This window comes from Pseudomonas sp. PDM20 (assembly GCF_014852575.3).
GTDB lineage: Bacteria > Pseudomonadota > Gammaproteobacteria > Pseudomonadales > Pseudomonadaceae > Pseudomonas.
This window is the reverse complement of the sequence record NZ_CM181224.1, coordinates 1,888,239-1,910,289: the sequence shown is the minus strand read 5'-3', so window position 1 is coordinate 1,910,289 and position 22,051 is coordinate 1,888,239. Positions and strand designations below refer to the sequence as shown.

The window sequence follows — 22,051 nt, the reverse complement described above, 5'->3', positions numbered from 1 at the left end:
TAATACAAGACCCGCAAGGGGAATACGTCCGGCCCGTCTCTGGTGGGTTTCTTAGCTCCCGACTCCAATTACGCCCTAAGAAGCGACCAGAGGTAATGGAAATGCCTTTCACCCCCAGCCTTCGCCCCGAAGGCGCTTCGCTGTACCCGCCCTCTTCGCCCTCCTTCCCGGAGGTGCGCCATGTCTGAAGAGTTCCTGATCCCCACCGAATTCATCCGCCACAAACGCCTGCTGCGCGCCGTGCTACTGGAGGACCAGTGCTGGTTCTGCGCCCACGACCTGGGTCGGCTGATCGGCGTTCCATGGCTGGCCGAGCGCGTGGAACGCAACCTGGACGACGACCAGTTCCGCCGCGCCTGGGTGCGCGATGGCAGCGGCGATTACGTCGATGAGCTGCTGATCAGCGAGTCGGCGGTTTATGCGGCGCTGATTCACTACTTCCATCCGGAGAATCGCAGCGTCCGGCAGTGGTTGTCGCTGCATGTGATTCCGGCGTTGCGGGACCAGCATCGGCTGGATGCTGGCGAGCCGAGACGGGAGCTCCTGCGGGGGACGACGACGTTGTCGGTGTTGAAGTGGCAGGGCGTGACCTGGGTGCCCTACCAGAACTGGCCCGAGCTGAGCCTCGGGCCGGAGAGCAAGACGTAGGATGGTGTGGAGCGGAGCGATACCCATCGCTCTGCTCTTCCGTTGACCGGCTGACTCCCCTGTAGGAGCGGGCCATGCCCGCGATCCGCCGGCAGGGCCGGCGTCTGTTTCTGCGCCGGTGTTGGTCGGTTGCTTGGGAATGGGTGTTTCTGCGCCGCTTCGGCGTGCGCACGGACTCCGTGTTTCGCCCCCTCGGGCGAGTTACTTTCTCAAACGCCAGAAAGTAACCAAAGGTCTTGCCCCTGCCATCCGGCTTTTCGCTTCGCGAAAAGTACCCTCGGTTCCTCGGAGTTTCAGGGGGCCGCCGCGAAGGGCCATCCCTGGCCAGTCGCGGCTTCCGCGGCATCCATGCCGCTCTCCCCCTGAAACTCCGATCACCTTCGGCCTCCTGAAAGGGGCACTTCGGCGCGTGTGGATAGTTCTCTGGAAGACATTAAAAGAAAGTGCAGGAGCCAAAAGCTGTTCGCGAGCAAGCTCGCTCCTACGAAAAGCCCAACCTGCCAATCCCCGGCTCTGGCTTTGGCTCTGGCTCTGAAGGCTTCCAGAGAAATACCAGCGCACTCCGACCTGCCCCGTTCAGGAGGCCTCGTTGAATTGGAGTTTCAGGGGTTGAGCGACATGGATGTCGCGAGAGCGCTGTCGGGCCAGGGATGGCCCGTCGAGGGGGACGCCTAGTTCGTGCCCCTGAAACTTCAATTCAACGAGGGAATTTTTCGCCCCAAGCGAAAAACCGGATGTCCGGGGCAAGCCTTTTTGGTTCCTTTTGTGGCGTTTGACAAAAGGGACTCGCCCGAGGGGGCGAAACACGAAGCCCGAGCGCACACCGAAGCGGCGCTGGAATACCCAAGCCAACGCAGCAGCAGCAGCAGCAACAGCCCTGCAACACCACAGCAAAAGAAAACGTCGGCCCTGCCGACGGATCGCGGGCATGGCCCGCTCCTACAGGGAGCTCCATGCAAACCCGCAACGAAAAAACCGGAGCCCCCAAAGGAGGCTCCGGTTTTCATTTCAGCGAGCTGTTACTTGCCAGCCGCAAACGCGTTGTAGCTGGTCATCAGATTCCGGTAATCCGGGATGTGGTTGGAGCACAGCGCCGCCAGCCCTTCGATATCGTTGCGCCAGTCACGGTGCAGCTCACAGGCCACGCCGAACCAGGTCATCAGCTGCGCACCGGCCGCTTCCATCCGGCGCCAAGCCGCATCACGGGTCATTTCGTTGAAAGTTCCGGACGCATCCGCCACTACGAACACATCGAAGCCTTCCGCCAGCGCCGACAGCGCCGGGAACGCCACGCATACCTCGGTCACCACGCCGGCGATGATCAGCTGCTTCTTGCCGGTGGCCTTCACCGCTTTCACGAAGTCTTCGTTGTCCCAGGCGTTGATCTGACCGGGGCGAGCGATGTACGGCGCGTCCGGGAACTGTGCCTTCAGCTCGGGAACCAACGGGCCGTTGGGGCCGGTTTCGAAGCTGGTGGTGAGGATGGTCGGCAGGTTGAAGAATTTGGCCAGGTCACCCAGCGCCAGCACGTTGTTCTTGAACTTGTCCGGATCGATATCACGGACCAGCGAGAGCAGACCGGCCTGGTGGTCGACCAGCAGTACGGCGGCGTTGTCTTTGTCCAGGCGGTTGTAGGTGGCGTTGGTCATGGTGAAATCCTCGATTTGCTTTCAGTGGGTGCCGGCTGGGCCGGGAAGGTTTGGACTCGTTTGCAGTGCGTCACTGCATGGAACAAAGATTAAATTCGACACCCTTGATCCACCAGACGGCAAAAATTGCTTCTAGCGTTCCATTTTCAGAACGATAGCAACCAGATACCCCGCAAACCCACGGCTCCCAGAGGCTGCGCCTCTGAGCAAACGCCGACCATCACTCCAAGCACCGCCCCAGAGCTCCCGATTTAACGTCCTTCAGAAATCAGCTTACCGACGATCACCCAGGCCTTTACAAGAAATACTGTATTTACATACAGTATTTCCATCCACCCCGAACCGGAGGCCTCCCATGCACGCCGCAACCTACAACCAGCTGTCCGCCCGCGTGAACGCCCTGCTGGCAGACCCGACCACCCTGAAGAACCTCGGCATCACTCTGCGCCGCGAACCCAGCGACGACTCCGCCGCCTGGAGCCAACTGGTCACCGACCTGCGCCAGGCCCCGAACCTGACCCTGCTGCCCCTGCAGGACGGCGCGATCCGGCTGGCCTGGCACAGCTGGCTGGATTGATCGGCGACTAGGAAAGCGAATCTGGATGGACCACAAACACCCCATCCCAGGTGACTTACGGCGAACTGGTCCGCGCCGTATCGGCGATGGCGTTGCAGGTGGTGGGGTTGAGGCAGTAGGTGATGTAGGTCGCCTGCTTGTTACAGCCGCGCACGCCGATGGTGTATTCGGTGCGCTCCATGGCACGGCGCACCTGGGTGACCTTGCTCGACAGCACGCTGCTGGTGACCGACTCGCAATTGAGCTCGAACTTCGCCCGTGATTCGGTGGCACTGATCGCGGCCTGCTGGTTCGAGGCAAGGAACTCTTCGTTACTCATGCAACCGGACAACGCGGCGACAGCAGCCAGCACCGGCAGGGACAGCGGTAGACGTTTCATGAAGACGCTCTCCGTGTGATTCCCCCGGTAGGGTCAGCTTCTGGAGTCTAGATCGCGCTGAAGGAAACGTCTGACGTGCAGTCCGTCGGCTGATACGGCGCAACGCCACTACGCTTCTACGCTCACCTCTGAGGGTATTGCAGTGGAGCGACGCGTGATGAATCTCGACGACGATTTCGACCTCAGTGATTTCAACTTCGATGACCTGAACAGTGACGAACTCAGCCTGGTTCCCATGGAACCCGCCGCGGCGCCCGTTGCGGCGATGCCGGCCAAGCCCAAGGCCAAGTTCCAGATCGACACCCGCCACACCGAACGCCGTTGCAGCGCCGACCGACGACAAACCATCCGCTTCGAAGACGACCGCCGCAAGGGCGACCGGCGCGGTAGCAGCGTCAGCGATCCCTGGGCGAAGACAGTCGACTTCTGAGCGTCGGCGGCGCCAGGTGATTTGCCGGGGCTCGGGCTGAGCTGCTAGAAAGCGGTATCGCATTCAGATTTCCGATACTGCCATGAGCGACAGTGATAAACCGAATACCCGCCTCTTCGACCTCGACCTGCTCCGCGCCATCGTCACGGTGGCCGACTGCGGCAGTTTCACCACGGCCGCTACGCGCCTGCATTCGACCCAGTCCACCGTCAGCCAGAAGATCCGTCGGCTCGAGGAAATGGCCGGGCATCGCCTGCTCGAGCGCGGCAACCGCGATGTGCTGCCCACCGATGCCGGCGACACGCTGCTGGGCTATGCCCGGCGCCTGCTGGCGTTGAATGACGAGATGCTCGAGGCGCTGTCCGGCGCCACGGTGGCGCTGACAGTGCGCATCGGCGTGCCGGACGACTTCGCCACCGGGCGCACCACCGAGCAACTGGCCGCGTTCAACCGCCGCTATCCGCAGGTGAAGCTGGAAGTCACCAGCGGGCTGAGCCGTGATCTGTCCGCCAGCTATGACCGTGGCGAGCTGGACCTGGTACTGCTCAAGCAGCGGCAGAACGCCCGCGAGGCGGTGGCCTGCTGGCCGGAGAAGACGCGCTGGGTGGATAGCGCGAAGAACGCCTGCATCGAGCTGGACCCGCTGCCCATCGTGACCTTCCCGCCGCGCGGGGTGTACCGCGACGAGATGATCGCCGCGCTGGAATCCATTGGCCGGCGCTGGCACATCAGTTTCACCAGTTCGAGCCTCTCCGGCATCCAGTCGGCCATCGCCGATGGCATGGGCATCGGTCTGCTGCCGCAGCGCGCGGTGACGATGGAGCACGCCGTGCTGCCGAAGAATATCGGGCTACCCTCGGTGGACGTGTTCGAAGTGGCGATGCTCCACCGGCCGGCGGTGGACCCGATGGTGAAGGAGCTGGCGCGGGTGCTATCGCGGGTTCTGGCGCAGGACACGAAAGGCTGAGCTCCACCACCATCGCATTCATAAATTGAATACAGCGGATTCCAACATTTAATTTGTGCATGAACACGCTGCTGGATATCGTGGTTTCCAGCGACGGCCAGCGCACCGACAGCGCGCCGCTCTGCACCAATTGCTCACCACGGCGCCGCACGCGCCGGGCAGCAAGACAACAATGAGGAATTACCCCATGGCCAAATCCACTTATTACGCGCCGCACGGCGGGCACCCGGCACAGACCGAGCTGCTCACCGACCGCGCCATGTTCACCGAAGCCTATGCCGTGATCCCCAAGGGCGTGATGCGTGACATCGTCACCAGCCACCTGCCCTTCTGGGACAACATGCGCATGTGGGTCATCGCCCGCCCGCTGTCGGGCTTCGCCGAGACCTTCGCGCAGTACATCGTCGAACTGGCGCCCCAGGGCGGCAGCGACAAGCCCGAGCAGGACATCAACGCCGAAGCGGTGCTGTTCATCGTCGAAGGCGAGCTGACCCTGACCCTGCAGGGTGAAGTGCACAAGATGCAGCCGGGCGGCTATGCGTTCATTCCGCCGGGCGCCGACTACAAGGTGCGCAACACCAGCGGCCAGCACACCCGCTTCCACTGGATCCGCAAGCACTACCAGAAAGTCGACGGCGTACCGCTGCCCGAGGCCTTCGTCACCAACGAGCAGGACATCGAGCCGAAGGTGATGCCGGACACCGAAGGCCGCTGGAGCACCACCCGCTTCGTCGATATGGCCGACATGCGCCATGACATGCACGTGAACATCGTGAACTTCGAGCCGGGCGGCGTGATTCCGTTCGCCGAGACCCACGTGATGGAACACGGCCTGTACGTGCTGGAAGGCAAGGCGGTGTACCGCCTGAACCAGGACTGGGTCGAAGTGGAAGCCGGCGACTTCATGTGGCTGCGCGCCTTCTGCCCGCAGGCCTGCTACTCCGGTGGCCCCGGTCGCTTCCGCTACCTGCTGTACAAGGATGTGAACCGTCACATGCGCCTGACCCTGAACCAGCCGCACTGAGTGGCAGGCTCAGCCGGGAGCTGACTCCGGTTTCCGCAGCGACACCCGAAAGACCGGCGCCCAGGCGCCGGTTTTTCTTTTGCGCGTAGCCCGCAGCGTGACCGGTCTCGCGTGGCAAGCATGGCCTGGTCTGCTAAAACGTCTGGCTGGGAAATGTTTTGCAGTCGCCGAGGAAACAGGTACATGGAAGTCCGGTTCTTGCCGCAGACCGAGTTCGACAACGTCCATTTCTACCGCGCCGCCACGCTGCTGATCCTGCTGGCGATGGCCGCCTTCACGCTGATCAAGATGTTCAGCGGCGTCGTTCCCCTGTTCTCCGCCCTGCCCCTCTGCCTGCTGCTGCTCGGCGGGCGCTTCGCCGTGGAGTGGCGGCGGGTGTCGAAGGCGGAACCGGCCTTCATCGACAAGGGCGAACTGGTGCTCTGCGGCCAGGAAAGCCACCGGAACATCGCCCTGGAGAAGATCAGCTCGGTACGCAGCCGCCACAGCCTGTTCATGGTGCGGCGCTATCGCTCCTGGTCGGAGCACCTGGCGTTCGTGGAATTCACCCTGGACAGCGGCGAGCGCGTCTCCACCCTCGCCGAGAGCCGCGTGTTCGAACTTCCCGCGGCCTCGGGCACGCTGGCGGCGGTCGAGTCGGCCATCCTCGCGGCGAAGGTGAAGCGCCAGGGCGGCGAGGCCGACGCCGTCAGCGGCGGTCGATGACGGCTCAGGGCGAGCCAAACATGGCCGTCCAGTAGATGCCTGCGTCGCTCTTCGGGTCCGCCGCGTAGGCCGCGCCCAGTTCGCTGTACTGCGGGTTCATCAGGTTGGCGCAATGCCCGGGGCTGGCCAGCCAGCTGTCCACCACCTTCTGCGCGTTGCCCTGCCCGGCGGCGATGTTCTCGCCGATGCGCTGGCCGGCGTAGCCGTCCAGTTCCGCGCGGTCGCCCGGCGTGCTGCCGTCGCGGCCCTTGTGGTCGAAATAGTTGTTGTTGGCCATGTCGCGGCTGTGGGCTTCGGCGGTGCCGCCCAGGGTGGCGTTCCAGCTCAGCGCAGCGGCCGGGCCGAATGCCTGGCCGCCGCACTGGCGGCCCTTGCCGCGTGCCGCGTTGATCGCCTGCAACAGTTGCTGGCCTTCGGCTTCCCAGGTGCCCAGCTTGCCCTGCAGCAGCGGGCGGCCGAGCAGCACGCGCCAGTCATCACCCTCGCGGACGATGCCGACATCGACGAACTGCGGGTCCAGCAGCACCTGGCAGAAGCTTTCCTGCAGCGCCTTCATGGCCGCCGTCACGTCGCGCGGGCCGGTGAGGCTGAGCATGCGCACGCTGCTCATCGGGTAGCCGGCCTGGTTCAGCGCGGCCTTCCACTCCCCCGCAGAAGCGGGCAGCGCCAGGCGCGGGTCCGGCGACAGTGGCGGCAGCACCTGGGAGGCCTGGCCACCGCAGGACTGCACGTCGCCACGGTAGGCGTTGATAGCTTCGAGCAGTTGATCCTGGTCGGCCGCGCCGGCATTGGCGGCGGCCAGCAGGCCGAGCGACAACAACAGGCTACGCGGAAGGAACGACTGGCTGGGCATGGATGGCTCCGATGGTCGAAAAGGGCTCAATGATGCGTGATTTCTCGGCGTTTGGCTGCGGCCGGGACGTTCCGGTTCCCTTTGCGGAAAAAACCGGCAACGTTTGCCACCACCCCGCCGCAAAAGAAATCGTGACGCGCCTGACATAGGACAAGGGAGTCCGGGACTGCGATTGAAGGCCGCGCGCCAGCACGGACAATTCAGGTACCTGAATGAATCCTGAATCGCCCGGGAGGTGGGCATCGTGCTCAAACCGCTGCATGTCTTCGCCCTGACCTTCCTCCTGGCCGTGCTCGCCACGCTGCTGGCCGGCTGGCACATGCTGCAGATGAAGCAGGACGCGCTGATGTACGCCCGCGCCAGCGGCACCAACACCCTGCTGCTGGTGGAGCGTGAATTCCACCGCGACCTCGACGTCCACGCGCAGACGTTGCAGACCCTCGCCAATGTCATCACCGGCCCCAGCACACCGGCCATGACCCAGCAGGTGCTGCAGGAACTGGTACAGGGGCACGCGGCGGGCGCGCTGCAGTCCGGCACCCTGGTGGTGACCAACGCCAAGGGGCAGTTGCTGGTGGACCTCAACCATGCCGGCGAAACCCGCCGCGACCTGTCGGCCCGCGAGTACTTCACCGCGCAGCGCGCCAACCCGGGGCATCTCTACCTCAGCCACCCGTTCCTGCCGTCCTATCCCGGCTCGGGGCCGAGCATCGCGCTCAGCCGCGCCATCGTCGGCAAGGACGGTCAGTTCCAGGGCGTGGCCGTGGCGATCAAGGACCTGCATCACCTGGACGCCTTCGTCCACGGCCTCGACCTGGGCCAACGCGGCGGGGTCGCCATTCGCCTGCTCGACGGCACACCGCTGACGCAATGGCCGCCGCAGCACCCCATGCACGAGGACGAGAGCGGCACCTTCCATGACTTTGTCGCGTCCGGCCGCGCCGAAGCGATCGACGAGAGCATCGGCGGCGCCAGCGCCCACTGGCGCGGCTACCGGCGCATCGGCGATTACCCGGCGGTGGTCTCGGTGGAGTTGTGCCGCGAGGAAATCTTCCACACCTGGACCGGGCGCACCTGGATCACCGCGGGCCTGCTGCTGGCGATCAATGCCGCGACCATCTATTTCGCCTACCGCCTGACCCGCCACCTGAAGCGCCGCAATGCCAAGGAGAACAAGCTGCGCATCCAGGCCGACACCGACCCGCTGACCGGCCTGCACAACCGTCGCTGGTTCGATGAGAAGGCGCAGCACGAATGGCAGCGCCGCCGTGCCGGGGATGGCCACCTGGCGGTGCTGATGATGGATATCGACCAGTTCAAGGCCTACAACGACCACTACGGCCACCCGCGCGGCGACCTGGCGCTGATCAATGTCGCGCACCTGGTGCGCAAGGGCTGCCGCCGCGAGGAAGACGGCGCGGCGCGCTACGGCGGCGAGGAGTTCGTGATGATCCTCCCCGGCTGCGACAGCGCCGCCGCCGCCCAGGTCGCCGAATCGATCCGCCGCGACGTGGAGGAAACCGCGCTGCCCCACGAAAAGAGCCAGCGCGGCGTGGTGACTATCAGCATCGGTGTGGTCAGCACCTCGGACACACCGGCGGACAGCCTGCAGGCGCTGATCGATGCGGCGGACGCCAACCTCTACAAGGCCAAGGAAGCCGGGCGTAACCAGGTGGTGGCCTGAGCGCCGGTCAGCGCGGCTGCATGACCTCGACTTCCTGAATATCGAAATCGCGGCGCAGGTATTCCATGCGCCGCTCGTGGAACTCGCGCATGTGCGGTAGCGAGGAGTGGATGGCCAGGTGCTCGCGGCTCTGCCAGACCTCGAAGAAGGTGAACAGGGTCGGGTCTCTGGCGTCGCGCAGCATGTGGTACTGGATGCAGCCTTCCTCGGCGCGGCTGGGGATGAGGTAGGTACGGAACAGGTCCTCGAAGGCCTGGGATTTTTCCGGAAGGGTGTGGGCCTGGAGGGTGAAGGCGTACATCGGATTGGCTCCTGGGGGGCGAAAAGATTGCCTAATCCTGACGCAAATCAATCCTCTTCATTCTTGATTCTCACGCACGGATCATTTGTCCGAGAACGGGTTTTTCCGCCCCGCTGCGCTCGATATTCTGCCGCCATCCAATTTCTCACCTCAGGGCCCACACCATGAAAAAGATCCTGCTGATCAATGGCGGCAAGCAGTTCGCCCACTCCGATGGCCGCTACAACGCGACCCTGCATGAAGCCGCCATCGCGCATCTGGACCACGCCGGTTTCGACGTGAAGGAAACCTTCATCGACGGCGGCTACGACATTCAGGAAGAAGTGCAGAAGATGCTCTGGGCCGACGTCATCGTGTACCAGATGCCCGGCTGGTGGATGGGCGCGCCCTGGACCGTCAAGCAGTACCTCGACGAGGTGTTCACCGCCGGCCACGGCAGCCTCTACGCCAACGACGGCCGTACCCGCTCCGACGCTTCGCAGAAGTACGGCAGCGGCGGCCTGCTGCAGGGCAAGCAGTACATGATCTCGGCCACCTGGAACGCACCGCAGCAGGCCTTCGACGACCCGACCGATTTCTTCGAGGGCAAGGGCGTGGACGCGGTGTACTTCCCCTTCCACAAGGCCAACCAGTTCCTGGGCATGAGCCCGCTGCCGACCTTCCTCTGCGTGGACGTGATGAAGCGCCCGAACATCGAGAATGATGTGGTGCGTTATCAGCAGCACCTGAGCGAAGTGCTGGGCGGCAAGGCCTGATATCCCGAAGCCCGGGCGCCGGCCTTAACCTGTAGGAGCGCGCCACCCGCGCGATCGCGGGCATTGCCTGCTCCTGCAGGGGAACGCCGTACCGCTTGGCCAACAGCATTGGGTTCGAGCCTGGAATCGGCTAGGCTTCGCCCTTTCCTACTGCCTGTTCAGGAGTTATCCCATGGCCCGTGCATCCGCCCGTCACATCCTGGTTTCCAGCGAAGCCAAATGCAATGAACTTAAAACCGCCATCGAAGGCGGCGCCGACTTCGCCCAGGTGGCGCGCGACAACTCCACCTGCCCGTCCGGCCGCAGCGGCGGCGACCTGGGCACCTTCCGCCCGGGCCAGATGGTTCGCGAGTTCGACCAGGTCGTGTTCAGCGCCCCGCTGAACGTCGTCCAGGGTCCGGTGAAGACCCAGTTCGGCTACCACCTGGTGGAAGTGACCAGCCGCGAGGACTGATCCACTTCGCCCGCGCCGCGCCCTTTTCCGGGGGCGGCGCCTGCTCTGCTTTGCGCTCCAGATCCCCGCGTCACACCGGCCCGCCCCGCGCCACCAGCATCACGCCCAGCCCTACCAGAATCGAACCGCACACCCGCGGCATCAGCCGCTGTCCGCGTCCCTTGCCCAGTGCGCCCAGCAACAGCGAGGCGAACAGCACGGCGAGCACGTCGGCGGTGGAAAACACCAGGTTGACGATCATCCCGAGGATGAAGAACTGCAGGCCCACCGGCAGGCTCGCGGTCGGGTCGACGAACTGCGGCAGGAAGGTCAGGAAGAAGAGCGCCGTCTTGGGGTTGAGCACCTCGACGATGATGCTGTCGCGCAGCACCTTCGGCCGTGCCTCACCTGCGCCCTGCTCGTTCCCGAGCAGGCGGCGCCCGCCGAAGATCATCGTGCCGCCAAGCCAGATCAAGTAGGCCGCGCCGGCCAGCTTCAGCGTGAGGTACAGGTTCGGCGCGTGGTGCAGCAGTGCGGCGAGGCCGGCGCTGGCGGCGAGGATGTGTGCGTAGCAACCCAGGTGAATGCCCAGCGCGGCGTGCAGGCCGGCGCGGCGGCCGTGGGCGAGGGTCTGCGAAGTCATGTAGAGGATGGCCGGGCCCGGCATGCAGGCGAAGGCCAGCGTCGCCACGGCGAACGAGGCCCAGTAGGCAGGCAGTGTCATGGTGTGATCCTTCCCTTGATCGGGTGTCGGCCGGCGCTCATCGAGGCGGCGTCTGGTCCGTGACGGGAAAGGTTAAGCAGCGCGGGCGGCCGGGCACATACGGCAGTTGCCGTATTTTTTCCCGGCGTGTGGGACGCTAGTCTCTGCCAGAAGATTCACCCACGGGACGCGCCGCATGCGCACGCAGGCAAGGCACAGGTTCGACTCAGGCGCTGGGCAGGCCCAGGCGCACAGCGAAGGCAGCCAGCTCCGCAGGGCTGTGCAAGTCGAGCTTGCGCATGAGGTTTTCGCGGTGCTTGCGCACGGTCAGCGGGCTGATGCTGAAGTGCTCGGCGATTTCCCGCGCGCTGTGCCCCTGGGCGGCGAGGATGAGAATCTGTCGCTCGCGCCTGGTCAGTTCCACGGCCGACAGCAGGCTGGAATCAACCGGGGCGCGCGCGTTCGGGCTGTCCAGCAGGACGCGCAGGCTGTGCGCCAGGAAGTGCCGGCCGCCGCGCAGGGCATCGATGGCTTCGAGCAGCTCGCCGGTATCATCGTTCTTGCTCAGGTAGCCGTGTACGCCGGCGTCGAGCACCGAGCGCACCGTGGCCGTCTCCGTGTTGGCGGTGAGCACCAGTATCTTCAGCCGGGGGTGACGCTGGCGCAGTTCGTGGATGAACTGCAGCCGGTTGAGGCCGGGCATGTTCAGGTCGAGCAGGAGCAGGTCCGCGCCCTGTTCTTCCAGCAGGGCGTGCAGGCGCATGCCGTCCCCCGCCTCGCCCACCACCTGGATGCCGTCCTGGGTCGACAGCAGCAGGTGCAAGCCGTCCCTTACGATGCCGTGGTCATCGGCGATGACCACCCGCAATTCGCGCTTCCCGTCCATCTTTCGTCTCCCTGAGGCATTCCGGATATGCACAACAGCCTGCAGCAGCGCGATCTGGTCGATCTGTTGTTCCGCCAGTCCTACGCCGTGCTCTTTGCCAACCTGGTGATACCCCTGCCGGTGCTGTACATCTTCCGCAACGCCCTGTCGCCGACGACGATGGTCTTCTGGTTGGTCGCGCTCTACGCGCTCACGCTGGGGCGGATTGTCCTGGCACGCACGTACTTCCGGCAAGCCCCGGCGCGCACGCGGGAAGAAAAATGGTTGTGGAGCAATACGCTGCTGTCCTGGGCCAGCAGCCTGCTCTGGGGATGGCTGGGCTGGGCCGGCTTCGCCCATGGCGATCCGCAGCTCTTCGCCTTCACCTGCATCGTGCTCACGGGCCTGGTGTGCGGCGCGGTGCCCTCGCTGTCGGCCTTTCCGCCGGCCTACATCGGCTCGCTCACCGCCATGCTGCTGCCCATGCTGGTACGCTGCCTGAGCATTGCCGATGAACAGCACACCACCTACAGCTTCTTCATCGTCTGCCTGGCCGCGGTCAACCTGTACTACAGCCGGGTGACCTACCGCAGCCTGTGCGAGACCATCCGCCTGCGTCAGGAAAACTCCGAGCTGGTGCACGATCTGCGCGAGCAGCGCGACCGCGCCCGCGCTGCCGACCAGGCCAAGACGCGCTTCCTCGCCGCCGCCAGCCACGACCTGCGCCAGCCGATCCACGCCCTCGGGCTGTTCGTCGGAGCGCTCTCCGCCCTCGCCGAGCGCGGCCCCGTCGATGCCCGCCAGGCGCGCGATATCGCCTCGCGCCTGCGCGCCATGCTCGGCAACCTGAGCGACCTGCTCAACGGCCTGCTGGATATCTCGCGCCTGGACGCCGGCGTGGTGCCGGTGGCGCGCGAGCCGATCTCGCTGCACAAGCTGTTCGCCGACCTTCGCGAGGCATTCGCCGGCACCGCCTGCGAGCACAATCTGCGCTGGCGGGTGCAGGACAGCCGGCTGTGGGTGGATAGCGACCCGCTGCTGCTCAAGCGCATCCTCGACAACCTGCTGAGCAACGCCTTCCGCTATACGCCCAAGGGCAGTGTGCTGCTGGGCTGCCGGCGGCGCGGCGACGAGCTGGAGATCCAGGTGATCGACACCGGCGTCGGCATCCATGCCAGCCAGCAGGAGGTGATCTTCGACGAGTTCGTCCAGCTGCATAACGCCGAGCGCGACCGCAAGCAGGGGCTCGGCCTGGGCCTGGCCATCGTGCGCCACACCGCGCGGCTGCTCGGGCATCCGCTGGCGCTGACCTCCGAGGCCGGCCGGGGCACCTGCTTCAGCCTGCGCGTGCCAGTGGCCGAAGCGCCGTTGCAGGCTCCGCCCCTGCCACTGCCGACGGCCGCCCGCGGGCCCGGCCTGGGCATCATGGTGGTGGAGGACGAAGTCGACGTGCTGCACGCGCTGTGCAGCCTGCTGGAGGTCTGGGGCCATCGCGTCTATCCCGGCACCAGCGCCCTGCTCGCCTGCCAGCGGCATATCGAGGCCAGCCACACTGGCCGCGCGCCGGTGGACCTGATCCTCAGCGACTACCGCCTGGGTGAGGGCCAGACCGGCGCCGACGCCGTCCGCCGTATCCGCAGCTACCTGTCGCGCGGGCAATTGGAAGAGGTGCCGGCGCTGATCATCACCGGCGACACCTCCCCCGAGCGCCTGCGCGAGGCCGCCGCCAGCGGCAGCCAGCTGTTGCACAAGCCGCTGGACACCGACCAGCTGCGCGCCGCCATCGCCAGCAGTCAGGATGTGACCAGCACCGCCTGAAAACTGGCGCCAGGCCTTGTGGCATGGGGGCTACGCCGATTCATCCGGGGCTAAAGTCGCGGCTGGATCGGCCGATGCAATGGGTGAAACGAATCGGCAGCAGCCTTCGTGCCTCACCACTAGAGAAAGCCCTCGCATGTTCAACTCGCGTCTGAAGCAGGAAATCGCCACCCTGCGTGAAGAACTCGCTTCCATCGAAGAGATCCGCGCCAGCCTCGACGAGGAAATGCTCGTGCTGTTCCTCGACCCCCGAGGGCGCATCGAGTCGGTGAATGCCAACTTCGAGAAGGAAATGCTCCACCGCGGCGAACAGCTCAAGGGCCGCCCGCTGCTCGACCTGATTCCCGACCATGTACGCGGGCTGGACTTCCACCTGAAGGTGAAGCACGCCATCGAACGCGGCGAGCACCTGGCCGGAGTCATTCGCCTGCTGCGTGGCGACGGCGAGGAAGCCTGGCTGCGCTCGATCCTGCAGCCGGTGCACGACAGCGCCGGGAAGATTCAGCGCTTTTCGATCTACGCCAGCGACCTGACCCGCACCATCGAGAACTCCCGCGAGCACGAGAACCTGATCGAGGCGCTGCAACGTTCCACCGCGGTGATCGAATTCAACCTGCAGGGCGAAGTGCTCGCCGCCAACGACCGCTTCCTCAACGCCATGGGCTACAGCCTGACGCAGATCCAGGGCAAGCATCACCGGATGTTCTGCGAGCCGGCCGAATACAACTCGTCGAACTACGACGCCTTCTGGGCCAAGCTGCGCCGTGGCGAATTCGTCACCGGCCGCTTCAAGCGCCTCGACAGCCGCGGCCACGAGGTCTGGCTGGAGGCCTCGTACAACCCGATCATCGACGCCCACGACCGCCTCTACAAAGTGGTGAAGTTCGCCACCGTGATCACCGAACAGGTGCACCGCGAGAACGCCGTCGCGCAGGCGGCGACCATTGCCTTCGACACCTCGCAGACGACCGACGACAGCGCCACCAAGGGTGCGGCCGTGGTGCAGCAGACCGTAGATGTGATGCGCGAGCTGGCGGATCGCATGCAGGAGGCCGCCCAGGGCATCGAGGCACTGGACCGCCAGTCCCAGGCCATCGGCGCGCTGGTGCAGAGCATCCGCAGCATCGCCGACCAGACCAACCTGCTGGCCCTCAACGCCGCCATCGAAGCCGCCCGCGCGGGCGACCAGGGACGCGGCTTCGCGGTGGTCGCCGACGAGGTGCGCCAGCTCGCCTCGCGCACCAGCGCTGCCACCGAGGAAATCACCCGCGTGGTGGAGCAGAACCAGCACCTGGCGGGTCAGGCCGTGGCCATGATCGACCGCGGCAAGCAGCAGGCCGAGCTGGGCCTGGAGCTGTCCGGGCAGGCCGGTACGGTGATCATCGAGATCCAGGACAGCGCCCAGCGCGTGGTCAACGCCGTCGGCCAGTTCGCCAACCAGCTGTCGACCTGAGGTGCTTCCCTGCGGCACGTCAACACGGCGTGTCGCAGCCTCCCCTAGGCTCCCGTCCGGCATTGCAGCTAGGCTCAATGCAGATGCGCACCCTCGCCATCGAAGGACGATCCCATGAGCGACACTCCCCTCCCCGACGTCATCCAGTACCTGCGCCTGCTGCCCGAGCGTGGCGGCTCGGACATGTTCTTCAGTGTCGGCGCGCCGCCGCACCTGAAGGCCGAAGGCCACAGCCAGCCGGCGGATGACCGCGTACTGCAGAACGGCGAAGTGAAGACCCTGGCCTGGCAACTGATGTCGCCGGCGCAGGCCCAGGATTTCGAGCGCGACCTGGAGATGAACCTGGCGCTGAGCGTGCCGGACGTCGGGCGCTTCCGCGCGAACATCTACTACCAGCGTGGCGAAGTGGCCATGGTGGTACGCCTGATCAAGCAGGTGATCCCCGACGTCACCTCCCTCGGCCTGCCGTCGATCCTCGACAAGCTGGCCATGCAGGATCGCGGGCTGATCCTGGTGATCGGCGCGGCCGGCGCGGGCAAGTCGACGACCCTGGCGAGCATGCTGGACTTCCGCAACCGCCACCGTTCCGGGCACATCGTCTGCATCGAGGACCCCATCGAGTTCCTCCACACGCACAAGAAGTCGATCATCGACCAGCGCGAGGTGGGCCTGGACACCCACAGCTACGAGGACGCCCTGCGCAACGTGCTGCGTGAGGCACCGGACGTGATCATGCTCGGCGAGATCCGCGACGCCGCCACCATGCAGCACGCCCTGCACTACGCCGAGACCGGCCACCTGTGCGTCGCCACCCTGCACGGCACCAGCTGCCGCCACGCCATCGAGCGTATCACCCGCTTCTTCCCCGACGAGGCGCGCCCGCAGGTGCTGGCCGACCTGTCGCAGAACATCCTCGCGCTGGTCGGCCAGCGCCTGGTGCCCGGCACTCACCAGCGGCGCGCCGTGGCGGTGGAACTGGTGCTGGGAACGCCGCACATCCGCGGCATCATTCAGCGCGATGAACTCCCCGAGCTCAAGGGCGCGGTGGAGCGCGCGCTGGAAAGCGGCATGCAGAGCTTCGACCAGAGCCTCTACAAATTGCTCGAGGAAGGCCGCGTGAGCGTGAGCGATGCACTGAAGTTCGCCGACTCGCGCACCGACCTGGCGCTGAAGATCAAGCTGGAGCGCGGCATGGACGACGACAGCGTCGGGCCGGTGTTCGGCAGTTGAGTTGACCCGGCTCGCTCCTACAGGTGTGGTGCGTGGAACTTGCAGGAGCGGGCCATGCCCGCGATCAGCGCCTGCAGGGCGCTCCTACAGGATGCCCTTGAGCAACGCATCGATATCCACGCTCTGGGCCATCGCCCGGTTCCCCGCATCGTTGGGGTGCAGGTGGTCGCCGCTGTCATAGGCCGGCAGCAGGCGCAGCGGATGGGCGGGATCGCGCAGGTGCGCATCCAGGTCCACCACCGCATCGAACTCGCCGCTCTCGCGAATCCACTGGTTAACCCGCTGGCGCAGCGCTTCCTTGTTGGCGGCGTGATAGTTCTCGATGGGCGACCCGCTGAGCGCACGCTCGAACGGCAGAAGGGTCGCGCCGATGAGACGCACACCACGCACATGGGCCTGGGCGATCAGCTGGCGGTAACCGGCGACCAGGTCCTCGTACTGCACCAGCGGGTTGTTCGGCGCGAAGGTACTGCCGGGCCAGGAGATGTCATTGATCCCCAGCGCCACGATGGCCGCCTTCACACCCGGCTTGCCCAGCACGTCGCGCTGGAAGCGCACCAGGGCGCTCTGCCCCATGCCGTCGGAGAGCAGGCGCGCGCCGGAGATGCCGGCATTGATCACACCCACGTCACGCGACGCCAGCCGCTGCGCCAGCACGTCCGGCCAGCGCTGATTGCCATCCAGGCTGGCACCACGGCCATCGGTGATCGAGTCGCCGAGCACCGCTACCACCGGGCGCGCTGCGGAGCTTTCCACCAGCACGTCGGCGAGGAACAGTCGCGCTTCCATCTTGCCGTCCGCCGGCAGGCGCACGGCGTCGAGCTGTTCGCCCGGACCACCGTAGACGCGCTGCTTGCCGTCCCAGTGGAAGCTTTCGATGGCGGTGGTCTGCGGCAGATAGATCGACACGGCCAGTTCGCCCAGCGCCGGAACGGCGAGGTCCAGCGGATCACTCAGCAGCTCGGCGCCCGGTGCGATGTACGCCGTGGGCTGACCGGCGAAGGTGAGGCGGCGGCTCGGGCCATCGAGCTGGCCGGCGGGCGCGGCGCGTGCGACCGCGACACCACCGATGGCCACCGGCTGGCTGCCATAGGCGTTGGACAGCGCGATGCGCACGCGCTGGCCACCCAGGCTGAGCTTCACGCTCTGCCGCAGTGTGTGGTTGCCGATCACCGAGGGCACACCCAGCGGCAGCGGTACTTCCTTGCCCCAGGTGCGTTGCGGGCTGGCGCTCCAGGTCGCCTGCCAGTGTCCTTCTTCGGCCTGCGCCAGCGGCAGGGCCAGGGTGATCAGGGCGGCGAGCAGCAGTCGTTTCATGGCATTCCTCGAGATCGGTGATGGGATGACCACAGGCTCGGCCATTCCCAATCACGGCGGTAGACGGCATATTTGCAGACCCGTCATTCGATAAACGAATAAGACATGGATACTCTCAAGGCGTTGCACTGTTTCGTCCGCGCCGTGGAGCTGGGCAGCCTATCCGCTGTGGCCCGCGAGTCCGGCAGCAGCCAGCCGACGGTGAGCAAGACCATGGCTGCGTTGGAGCGGCAGGTCGGCGCGCAACTGCTGATCCGCAGCACCACCCGCGTGCAGCCCACCGAACAGGGCCGGCGCTTCTACGAGCATGCCCGGCAGACGCTGGAAAGCTACGCCGAAGGCGTCCGCGAGGCCCGTGGCGAGACCGAGCAGGTGCGCGGCCGCCTGCGGGTCAGCGCACCGGTGAGCCTGGGCGTGCTGCGCCTAAATGCACTGCTGCTGGAGTTCATGCAGTTGCACCCGGAGGTCGAGGTGGAATTGCTGCTCAACGACCGCTTCGTCGACCTCGCCGAAGAAGGCATCGACCTCGCCCTGCGCCTGGGCGGCGAACTGCCGGACCAACTGATCGCCCGCCCGCTGGCGCGCTCGCCGCGTTATCTGGTGGCCGCCCCGGCATGGCTTGCGCGGCAGCCCGGACTGCAGGCTCCCGACGACCTGCCGCTGGCCGACTACCTGCGCTTCGCCTGGCTCGACGCCGGGCAGAACCTGCTGCTGCGCCACGCCGACGGGCGCGAGCTGAACCTCGCCACACGCAGCCGCTACACGGTGAACAGCTCCCTGGCGATCCGCGAGAGCTACTGCCTGGGCGCCGGCTTCGGCCTGACGCCGGCCTGGCTGGTGGCCGACCTGCTGGCCGACGGCAGCCTGCAACGCCTCCTTCCGGGGTGGCGCGGGCCTACCCAGGAGGCCAGTCTGCTGTATCCTTCGCGGCTTTTTCTGCCGGCCCGGACCCGTGCGCTGATCGATTTCCTCATCGAGCGCCTGCCGCGCCTGCCTGGTTTCGAAGCTCTCTGACGGGCAGCGGCTATGCTTTTCGCCAATGAGCAGAACCGGCGCGCCCACCGACCGGTCGAACCCTGACACCCGCTCCCGAGGGACTTGCATGGGCAAGCAACACATACCTTACCTGCTGGCCGCCCTGGCCCTGCCGCTGCTGCTCGCCGGTTGCTCGACGAACGCCAGCAACCCCTGCGACGAGCCACTGAGCGGCGAGGCCTGCCGGCAGGAGCACCTGCTCTACCAGAACGACATGCTGCAGGCGAAGCTGCTGATCGCCAGCGGCGACCTGGCCAACTACGAGCTGGCCGAGGCGCTGCTCGCCCGTTCCATGGAAAAGGACGTGCGCGGCGAGGCGAGCTTCTACCTGGCGCTGCTGAAGATCAAGGAAGGCCCGCAGGTGGACGAGGTGCTGCCGCTGCTGGAGAAGGCCGCCGACGCCGGCCAGCCCTACGCCGTGGCGCTGCTCTACAAGATCTGGTCCGAGCCCTTCCTGGTCGAGCAGGCCGACCCGGCCAAGGCCCGGCAGTATCTTGAGGACTACGGCAACCTGGACGTCGCCAGGAGCGGCTACCCATCGTTCGAGAAGGCCACCGCACTGGTCAACTCACTGCTCAGCGAACCACCCGCCGTCGCCGACCAGCCGGCCCAGCCCTAGCCCTCATCGGGCGCCGGAGCGGCCTGCTCGAAGGTCTTCTCGCCCTCGTCCTTGCCGTGGGGCAGATGGTGCTCGATCACCGCATTGAGTTCCGCGCCCAGCAGCAGCACCGCAGACGAAATGTAGAAGTACAGCAGCAGCACGATGATCGCCCCGACGCTGCCGTACATGGCGTTGTAGTCGGCGAAGTTCTTCACGTAGTAACCGAACCCCAGCGACGCGGAAATCCACAGCACCACGGCGAGCACCGAACCGGGGGTGATAAAGCGGAATTTCTGCTGCACGTTGGGCGTGACGTAGTAGATGATCGCCACCGCCATCATCATCAGCAGCACGATCACCGGCCAGCGCAGGATGCTCCAGAGGATCACCACGAAGTCCTCCAGGCCCACCTTGGCGGCGATCCAGCCCATCACCTGGGGCCCGAGGATCATCAGCGCGGCGATCAGCATCAGCATGGCCACCAGGCCGAAGGTGTAGAACAGCGACAGCGGGATGCGCTTCCACGCCGGGCGTGCTTCGCGCACGTCGTAGGCGGCGTTGAGCGCGATCATCAGCGAACGCACCGCCGCCGAGGACGACCACAGCGCCACCACGATACCGATGGACAGCAGCCCGCCCTGGCGCTGCTGCAACTGGTCGATGACCGGGTTGACCTGATCCAGCGCCTGCGCCGGCAGCACGTAGTCGGCCTGCTGGCGGAGGAAGTCGAAGAACTCCGGCAGGTGCAGGAAGCCCAGCAGCGCGATAAGGAACAGCAGGAAGGGAAACAGCGAGAACAGCCCCTGGTACGCCAGCGCGGCGGCATAGGTGGGCATCTCGTCGTCGAGGAACTCCTTCACCGTCAGGCTGATCAGCTTCCAGGGCCCCAGACTGAGCCCGCGCATGTCCATGAATCGCATCCCGCACCGTCCTCCCGATGAGCGTCCCGCTCGCCAGCGGGCTGCAGGGTGGACCTGCGCAACGCCGGCAAAGTTGCAACAAAAGCGCGACGCAGAGCGCCCGCCAGCACAGACCATAGCCGCTGGCGGGGCGTGGAAGCCAGTGCGGGGACGGTTTCAGTCGGCCAGGAGATAGACCTTGGCGAAGCGCTCGGCCTTCACCACGCCGTAGTCGCCGGGGGCGTATTGCATGACCCAGTCGCCAGCGGCACCGGTGAGGCGGTCGCCACCGGCCGAGCGCAGCAGGGTGAAGGGTTCGTCCATGCGCCGGGCCAGCACCGGACTGGGGATGTTGCGGTAGGCACCCGGCTCGCCGTGGGTGAGCGCGGCGTCGGCGGGCCGGTATTTCGGATCGAAGCGCTCGCGGGAAACGACCCAGCGCTCGCCGGTCGCGCCGCTGATGATCGCGTCGCCGACGGCATAACGGTTCGGGCCTTCGAGGCTCATCAATTCGCCGGGCACCGCAGCGAATTCGACGGTGACGGTTTCGTCCTTCACCACGCGCTGCGCGGCGGGATCGGTGCGGAGGTCGACCTGGGTCAGTTCGATCATGGCGGGACTGCGGACCTGCGGAAAAGGTGGGGGGAGAACGGGGGCAAGCCTACTCGCAAAAGAATCGCCCTGCGAGAAGCCAGCCGCTGGTGGTGCTCTACACTCACTGACCATGCGTGCCGTCACGACACTCCCGGCCGAACCCAGCCCGCTTTCCGGCGGTCGCACCTACTGAGCCAACCCCATCAGCCGTACAGGAATCTCCCATGCCGTTTGCCCGTCTCGCCCTGCCCTTCCTGTTGCTCACCAGCCTTGCCGTCCACGCCGAAGACACTCCCGAAGAAGCGAAATTCCTCAAGGAATCGGCGGACTATTTCGACCAGGTGACCAAGTCCAACCTGCCACGCCAGGTAGACAAGGTGACCACCCTCAACAGCGTGCAGCTCGACCCGGCGAAGAAGATGCTGTATTACCGCTACGCCATCTCCAACCTGCGCCTGGACGCCATGGACCTGGGTGCCCGCGCCAAGTTCGAGAACGGGCTGAAGAAGCAGCTCGAAGGCACCACCTGCGAGCAGCCCGACCTGCTGCAGCGCTTCCGCGAGCACCACCTGAGCGTCACCCACGAGTACGCCGGCAGCGACGCCAAGCCGCTGGCCAGCATCACCATTGATCCGCAGACCCTGAGCTGCGCCAAGACCTGACGTTGCACCGAAGAACCGCCGATGAGCCGTGCCGACTACCACCAGGAAAACGCCCAGCGCGCCGAAGCCGAAGCCCGGCGCCTGCTGGCCGAACGCGACCAGCTCGGCGCCCGCTGGCTGCCCTGGGTGGCCGGCGAGCTGTACCGGCTGAGCCCGCCGCACTACGCCAACATGGTGCGCCGCGAGCTGGAGCGCCTGACCGCCGGCTGAACAGCCGCCTGCCACGGGACTATGCTGAAGCAGTCAGCTCTCGGCCCGAGGGCGTCCCGTTGGAGGACAGGCTCGTGAAAGGTCTCGACGCGAAGAAACAGGCGAAGAAGAAGCCGCTGAAAACCGCGCACGAAAAACGCATGGCCAAGCGGCAGAAGAAAACCGGCAAGTCGCTGCTGGGTACTCCGCAGCAACCGTCCTGAGGGCGCGCCCCTCGTCCTGCGGATGGCCTCGGTGAGGCTGTCCGCTCACCTCTCTC

Annotated in this window: 27 protein-coding genes and 1 pseudogene; 18 read left to right on the top strand and 10 right to left on the bottom strand. The window is 65.8% G+C overall.

Annotation, left to right across the window (positions count from 1 at the left end):
- The first annotated feature begins 180 nt into the window (after positions 1-180).
- Positions 181-648, top strand: coding sequence for a BRO-N domain-containing protein (locus tag IB261_RS09075; protein WP_192382056.1), 468 nt, complete (start codon positions 181-183; stop codon positions 646-648).
- Positions 649-1,224: 576 nt separating this feature from the next.
- On the opposite strand, the gene IB261_RS09070 is transcribed toward IB261_RS09075, so the two are convergent.
- Together IB261_RS09070 and ycaC are read right to left on the bottom strand one after the other, a co-directional pair.
- Complete coding sequence (locus IB261_RS09070; RefSeq protein ID WP_427871367.1) at positions 1,225-1,578, bottom strand: hypothetical protein; 354 nt, start codon at positions 1,576-1,578, stop codon at positions 1,225-1,227.
- Between the two features lie 89 nt (positions 1,579-1,667).
- On the bottom strand, positions 1,668-2,297 hold the full coding sequence (gene ycaC, locus IB261_RS09065; protein WP_192289130.1) for an isochorismate family cysteine hydrolase YcaC: 630 nt from the start codon (positions 2,295-2,297) through the stop codon (positions 1,668-1,670).
- Positions 2,298-2,652: 355 nt separating this feature from the next.
- Between ycaC and IB261_RS09060 the strand changes: the two genes are divergently transcribed.
- Positions 2,653-2,874 (top strand): DUF1654 domain-containing protein, encoded by a 222-nt coding sequence (locus IB261_RS09060; protein WP_024763117.1) that lies wholly within the window; start codon positions 2,653-2,655, stop codon positions 2,872-2,874.
- 55 nt (positions 2,875-2,929) lie between these two features.
- Here the strand turns inward: IB261_RS09060 and IB261_RS09055 are convergent, their stop codons facing one another.
- Entirely contained in the window at positions 2,930-3,253 is a 324-nt protein-coding gene (locus tag IB261_RS09055; protein ID WP_081518058.1) for a hypothetical protein, read from the bottom strand.
- Positions 3,254-3,410: 157 nt separating this feature from the next.
- On the opposite strand from IB261_RS09055, the gene IB261_RS09050 reads away from it, so the two are divergent.
- The 4 genes from IB261_RS09050 (at position 3,411) to IB261_RS09035 (ending at position 6,379) form a co-directional block, all read left to right on the top strand.
- A complete protein-coding gene (locus IB261_RS09050; protein ID WP_081518057.1) occupies positions 3,411-3,683 on the top strand; it encodes a hypothetical protein in 273 nt (90 codons plus the stop codon).
- 82 nt (positions 3,684-3,765) lie between these two features.
- A complete protein-coding gene (locus IB261_RS09045; RefSeq protein ID WP_151186421.1) occupies positions 3,766-4,650 on the top strand; it encodes a LysR family transcriptional regulator in 885 nt (294 codons plus the stop codon).
- A gap of 187 nt (positions 4,651-4,837) precedes the next feature.
- Positions 4,838-5,674 carry a bifunctional allantoicase/(S)-ureidoglycine aminohydrolase gene (locus tag IB261_RS09040; protein WP_151186420.1) on the top strand — a complete coding sequence of 279 codons (837 nt, stop codon included), beginning with the start codon at positions 4,838-4,840 and terminating at the stop codon, positions 5,672-5,674.
- 183 nt (positions 5,675-5,857) lie between these two features.
- A complete protein-coding gene (locus IB261_RS09035; protein WP_192382054.1) occupies positions 5,858-6,379 on the top strand; it encodes a hypothetical protein in 522 nt (173 codons plus the stop codon).
- A gap of 4 nt (positions 6,380-6,383) precedes the next feature.
- Here IB261_RS09035 and IB261_RS09030 read toward each other — a convergent pair whose 3' ends face one another.
- Positions 6,384-7,232, bottom strand: coding sequence for a CAP domain-containing protein (locus tag IB261_RS09030; RefSeq protein ID WP_081518053.1), 849 nt, complete (start codon positions 7,230-7,232; stop codon positions 6,384-6,386).
- A gap of 244 nt (positions 7,233-7,476) precedes the next feature.
- Between IB261_RS09030 and IB261_RS09025 the strand changes: the two genes are divergently transcribed.
- Positions 7,477-8,916 (top strand): sensor domain-containing diguanylate cyclase, encoded by a 1,440-nt coding sequence (locus tag IB261_RS09025; RefSeq protein ID WP_318653048.1) that lies wholly within the window; start codon positions 7,477-7,479, stop codon positions 8,914-8,916.
- Between the two features lie 7 nt (positions 8,917-8,923).
- Here IB261_RS09025 and IB261_RS09020 read toward each other — a convergent pair whose 3' ends face one another.
- Positions 8,924-9,217, bottom strand: coding sequence for a putative quinol monooxygenase (locus IB261_RS09020; RefSeq protein WP_192382052.1), 294 nt, complete (start codon positions 9,215-9,217; stop codon positions 8,924-8,926).
- 164 nt (positions 9,218-9,381) lie between these two features.
- On the opposite strand from IB261_RS09020, the gene mdaB reads away from it, so the two are divergent.
- Both mdaB and IB261_RS09010 read left to right on the top strand, forming a co-directional pair.
- Positions 9,382-9,972, top strand: a complete 591-nt coding sequence (mdaB, locus tag IB261_RS09015; RefSeq protein WP_192210195.1) for an NADPH:quinone oxidoreductase MdaB — start codon at positions 9,382-9,384, stop codon at positions 9,970-9,972.
- Positions 9,973-10,144: 172 nt separating this feature from the next.
- Positions 10,145-10,426, top strand: a complete 282-nt coding sequence (locus IB261_RS09010; protein WP_017516439.1) for a peptidylprolyl isomerase — start codon at positions 10,145-10,147, stop codon at positions 10,424-10,426.
- A 70-nt stretch (positions 10,427-10,496) separates the two neighbouring features.
- Here the strand turns inward: IB261_RS09010 and IB261_RS09005 are convergent, their stop codons facing one another.
- On the bottom strand, positions 10,497-11,129 hold the full coding sequence (locus tag IB261_RS09005; protein WP_081518050.1) for a LysE family translocator: 633 nt from the start codon (positions 11,127-11,129) through the stop codon (positions 10,497-10,499).
- 205 nt (positions 11,130-11,334) lie between these two features.
- Positions 11,335-11,994, bottom strand: a complete 660-nt coding sequence (locus tag IB261_RS09000) for a response regulator (protein ID WP_192382050.1) — start codon at positions 11,992-11,994, stop codon at positions 11,335-11,337.
- Positions 11,995-12,021: 27 nt separating this feature from the next.
- On the opposite strand from IB261_RS09000, the gene IB261_RS08995 reads away from it, so the two are divergent.
- The 4 genes and pseudogenes from IB261_RS08995 to IB261_RS08980 all read left to right on the top strand — a co-directional run bounded on the left by IB261_RS08995 (position 12,022) and on the right by IB261_RS08980 (position 16,474).
- Positions 12,022-13,791 carry a hybrid sensor histidine kinase/response regulator gene (locus IB261_RS08995; protein ID WP_192382048.1) on the top strand — a complete coding sequence of 590 codons (1,770 nt, stop codon included), beginning with the start codon at positions 12,022-12,024 and terminating at the stop codon, positions 13,789-13,791.
- A gap of 79 nt (positions 13,792-13,870) precedes the next feature.
- Positions 13,871-14,656 (top strand): annotated as a pseudogene (locus IB261_RS08990) (PAS domain-containing protein); the annotation flags it as partial.
- A 9-nt stretch (positions 14,657-14,665) separates the two neighbouring features.
- Positions 14,666-15,244, top strand: a complete 579-nt coding sequence (locus tag IB261_RS08985; RefSeq protein WP_435674020.1) for a methyl-accepting chemotaxis protein — start codon at positions 14,666-14,668, stop codon at positions 15,242-15,244.
- Positions 15,245-15,358: 114 nt separating this feature from the next.
- Positions 15,359-16,474: a PilT/PilU family type 4a pilus ATPase gene (locus tag IB261_RS08980; protein ID WP_081518047.1), complete on the top strand. Its 1,116-nt coding sequence runs from the start codon at positions 15,359-15,361 to the stop codon at positions 16,472-16,474.
- Between the two features lie 84 nt (positions 16,475-16,558).
- On the opposite strand, the gene IB261_RS08975 is transcribed toward IB261_RS08980, so the two are convergent.
- Positions 16,559-17,791, bottom strand: a complete 1,233-nt coding sequence (locus IB261_RS08975; protein WP_192382046.1) for an SGNH/GDSL hydrolase family protein — start codon at positions 17,789-17,791, stop codon at positions 16,559-16,561.
- Between the two features lie 105 nt (positions 17,792-17,896).
- On the opposite strand from IB261_RS08975, the gene IB261_RS08970 reads away from it, so the two are divergent.
- On the top strand, positions 17,897-18,805 hold the full coding sequence (locus IB261_RS08970; RefSeq protein WP_192382044.1) for a LysR family transcriptional regulator: 909 nt from the start codon (positions 17,897-17,899) through the stop codon (positions 18,803-18,805).
- An 88-nt stretch (positions 18,806-18,893) separates the two neighbouring features.
- Complete coding sequence (locus IB261_RS08965; RefSeq protein WP_192382043.1) at positions 18,894-19,445, top strand: hypothetical protein; 552 nt, start codon at positions 18,894-18,896, stop codon at positions 19,443-19,445.
- Here IB261_RS08965 and IB261_RS08960 read toward each other — a convergent pair.
- Positions 19,442-20,347 (bottom strand): YihY/virulence factor BrkB family protein, encoded by a 906-nt coding sequence (locus IB261_RS08960; protein ID WP_151186412.1) that lies wholly within the window; start codon positions 20,345-20,347, stop codon positions 19,442-19,444. The two genes, IB261_RS08965 and IB261_RS08960, sit on opposite strands and share 4 nt — an antisense overlap.
- 156 nt (positions 20,348-20,503) lie before the next feature.
- A complete protein-coding gene (locus tag IB261_RS08955) occupies positions 20,504-20,938 on the bottom strand; it encodes a PGDYG domain-containing protein (RefSeq protein WP_192382041.1) in 435 nt (144 codons plus the stop codon).
- A 206-nt stretch (positions 20,939-21,144) separates the two neighbouring features.
- Here IB261_RS08955 and IB261_RS08950 point away from each other — a divergent pair, with 206 nt between their 5' ends.
- From IB261_RS08950 to IB261_RS08940, 3 genes are all read left to right on the top strand, one after another.
- Positions 21,145-21,582: a hypothetical protein gene (locus IB261_RS08950; protein ID WP_081518042.1), complete on the top strand. Its 438-nt coding sequence runs from the start codon at positions 21,145-21,147 to the stop codon at positions 21,580-21,582.
- 21 nt (positions 21,583-21,603) lie between these two features.
- Positions 21,604-21,792 (top strand): hypothetical protein, encoded by a 189-nt coding sequence (locus tag IB261_RS08945; RefSeq protein ID WP_081518041.1) that lies wholly within the window; start codon positions 21,604-21,606, stop codon positions 21,790-21,792.
- A gap of 74 nt (positions 21,793-21,866) precedes the next feature.
- Positions 21,867-21,995 carry a hypothetical protein gene (locus tag IB261_RS08940; RefSeq protein ID WP_017516671.1) on the top strand — a complete coding sequence of 43 codons (129 nt, stop codon included), beginning with the start codon at positions 21,867-21,869 and terminating at the stop codon, positions 21,993-21,995.
- Positions 21,996-22,051 lie beyond the last annotated feature (56 nt).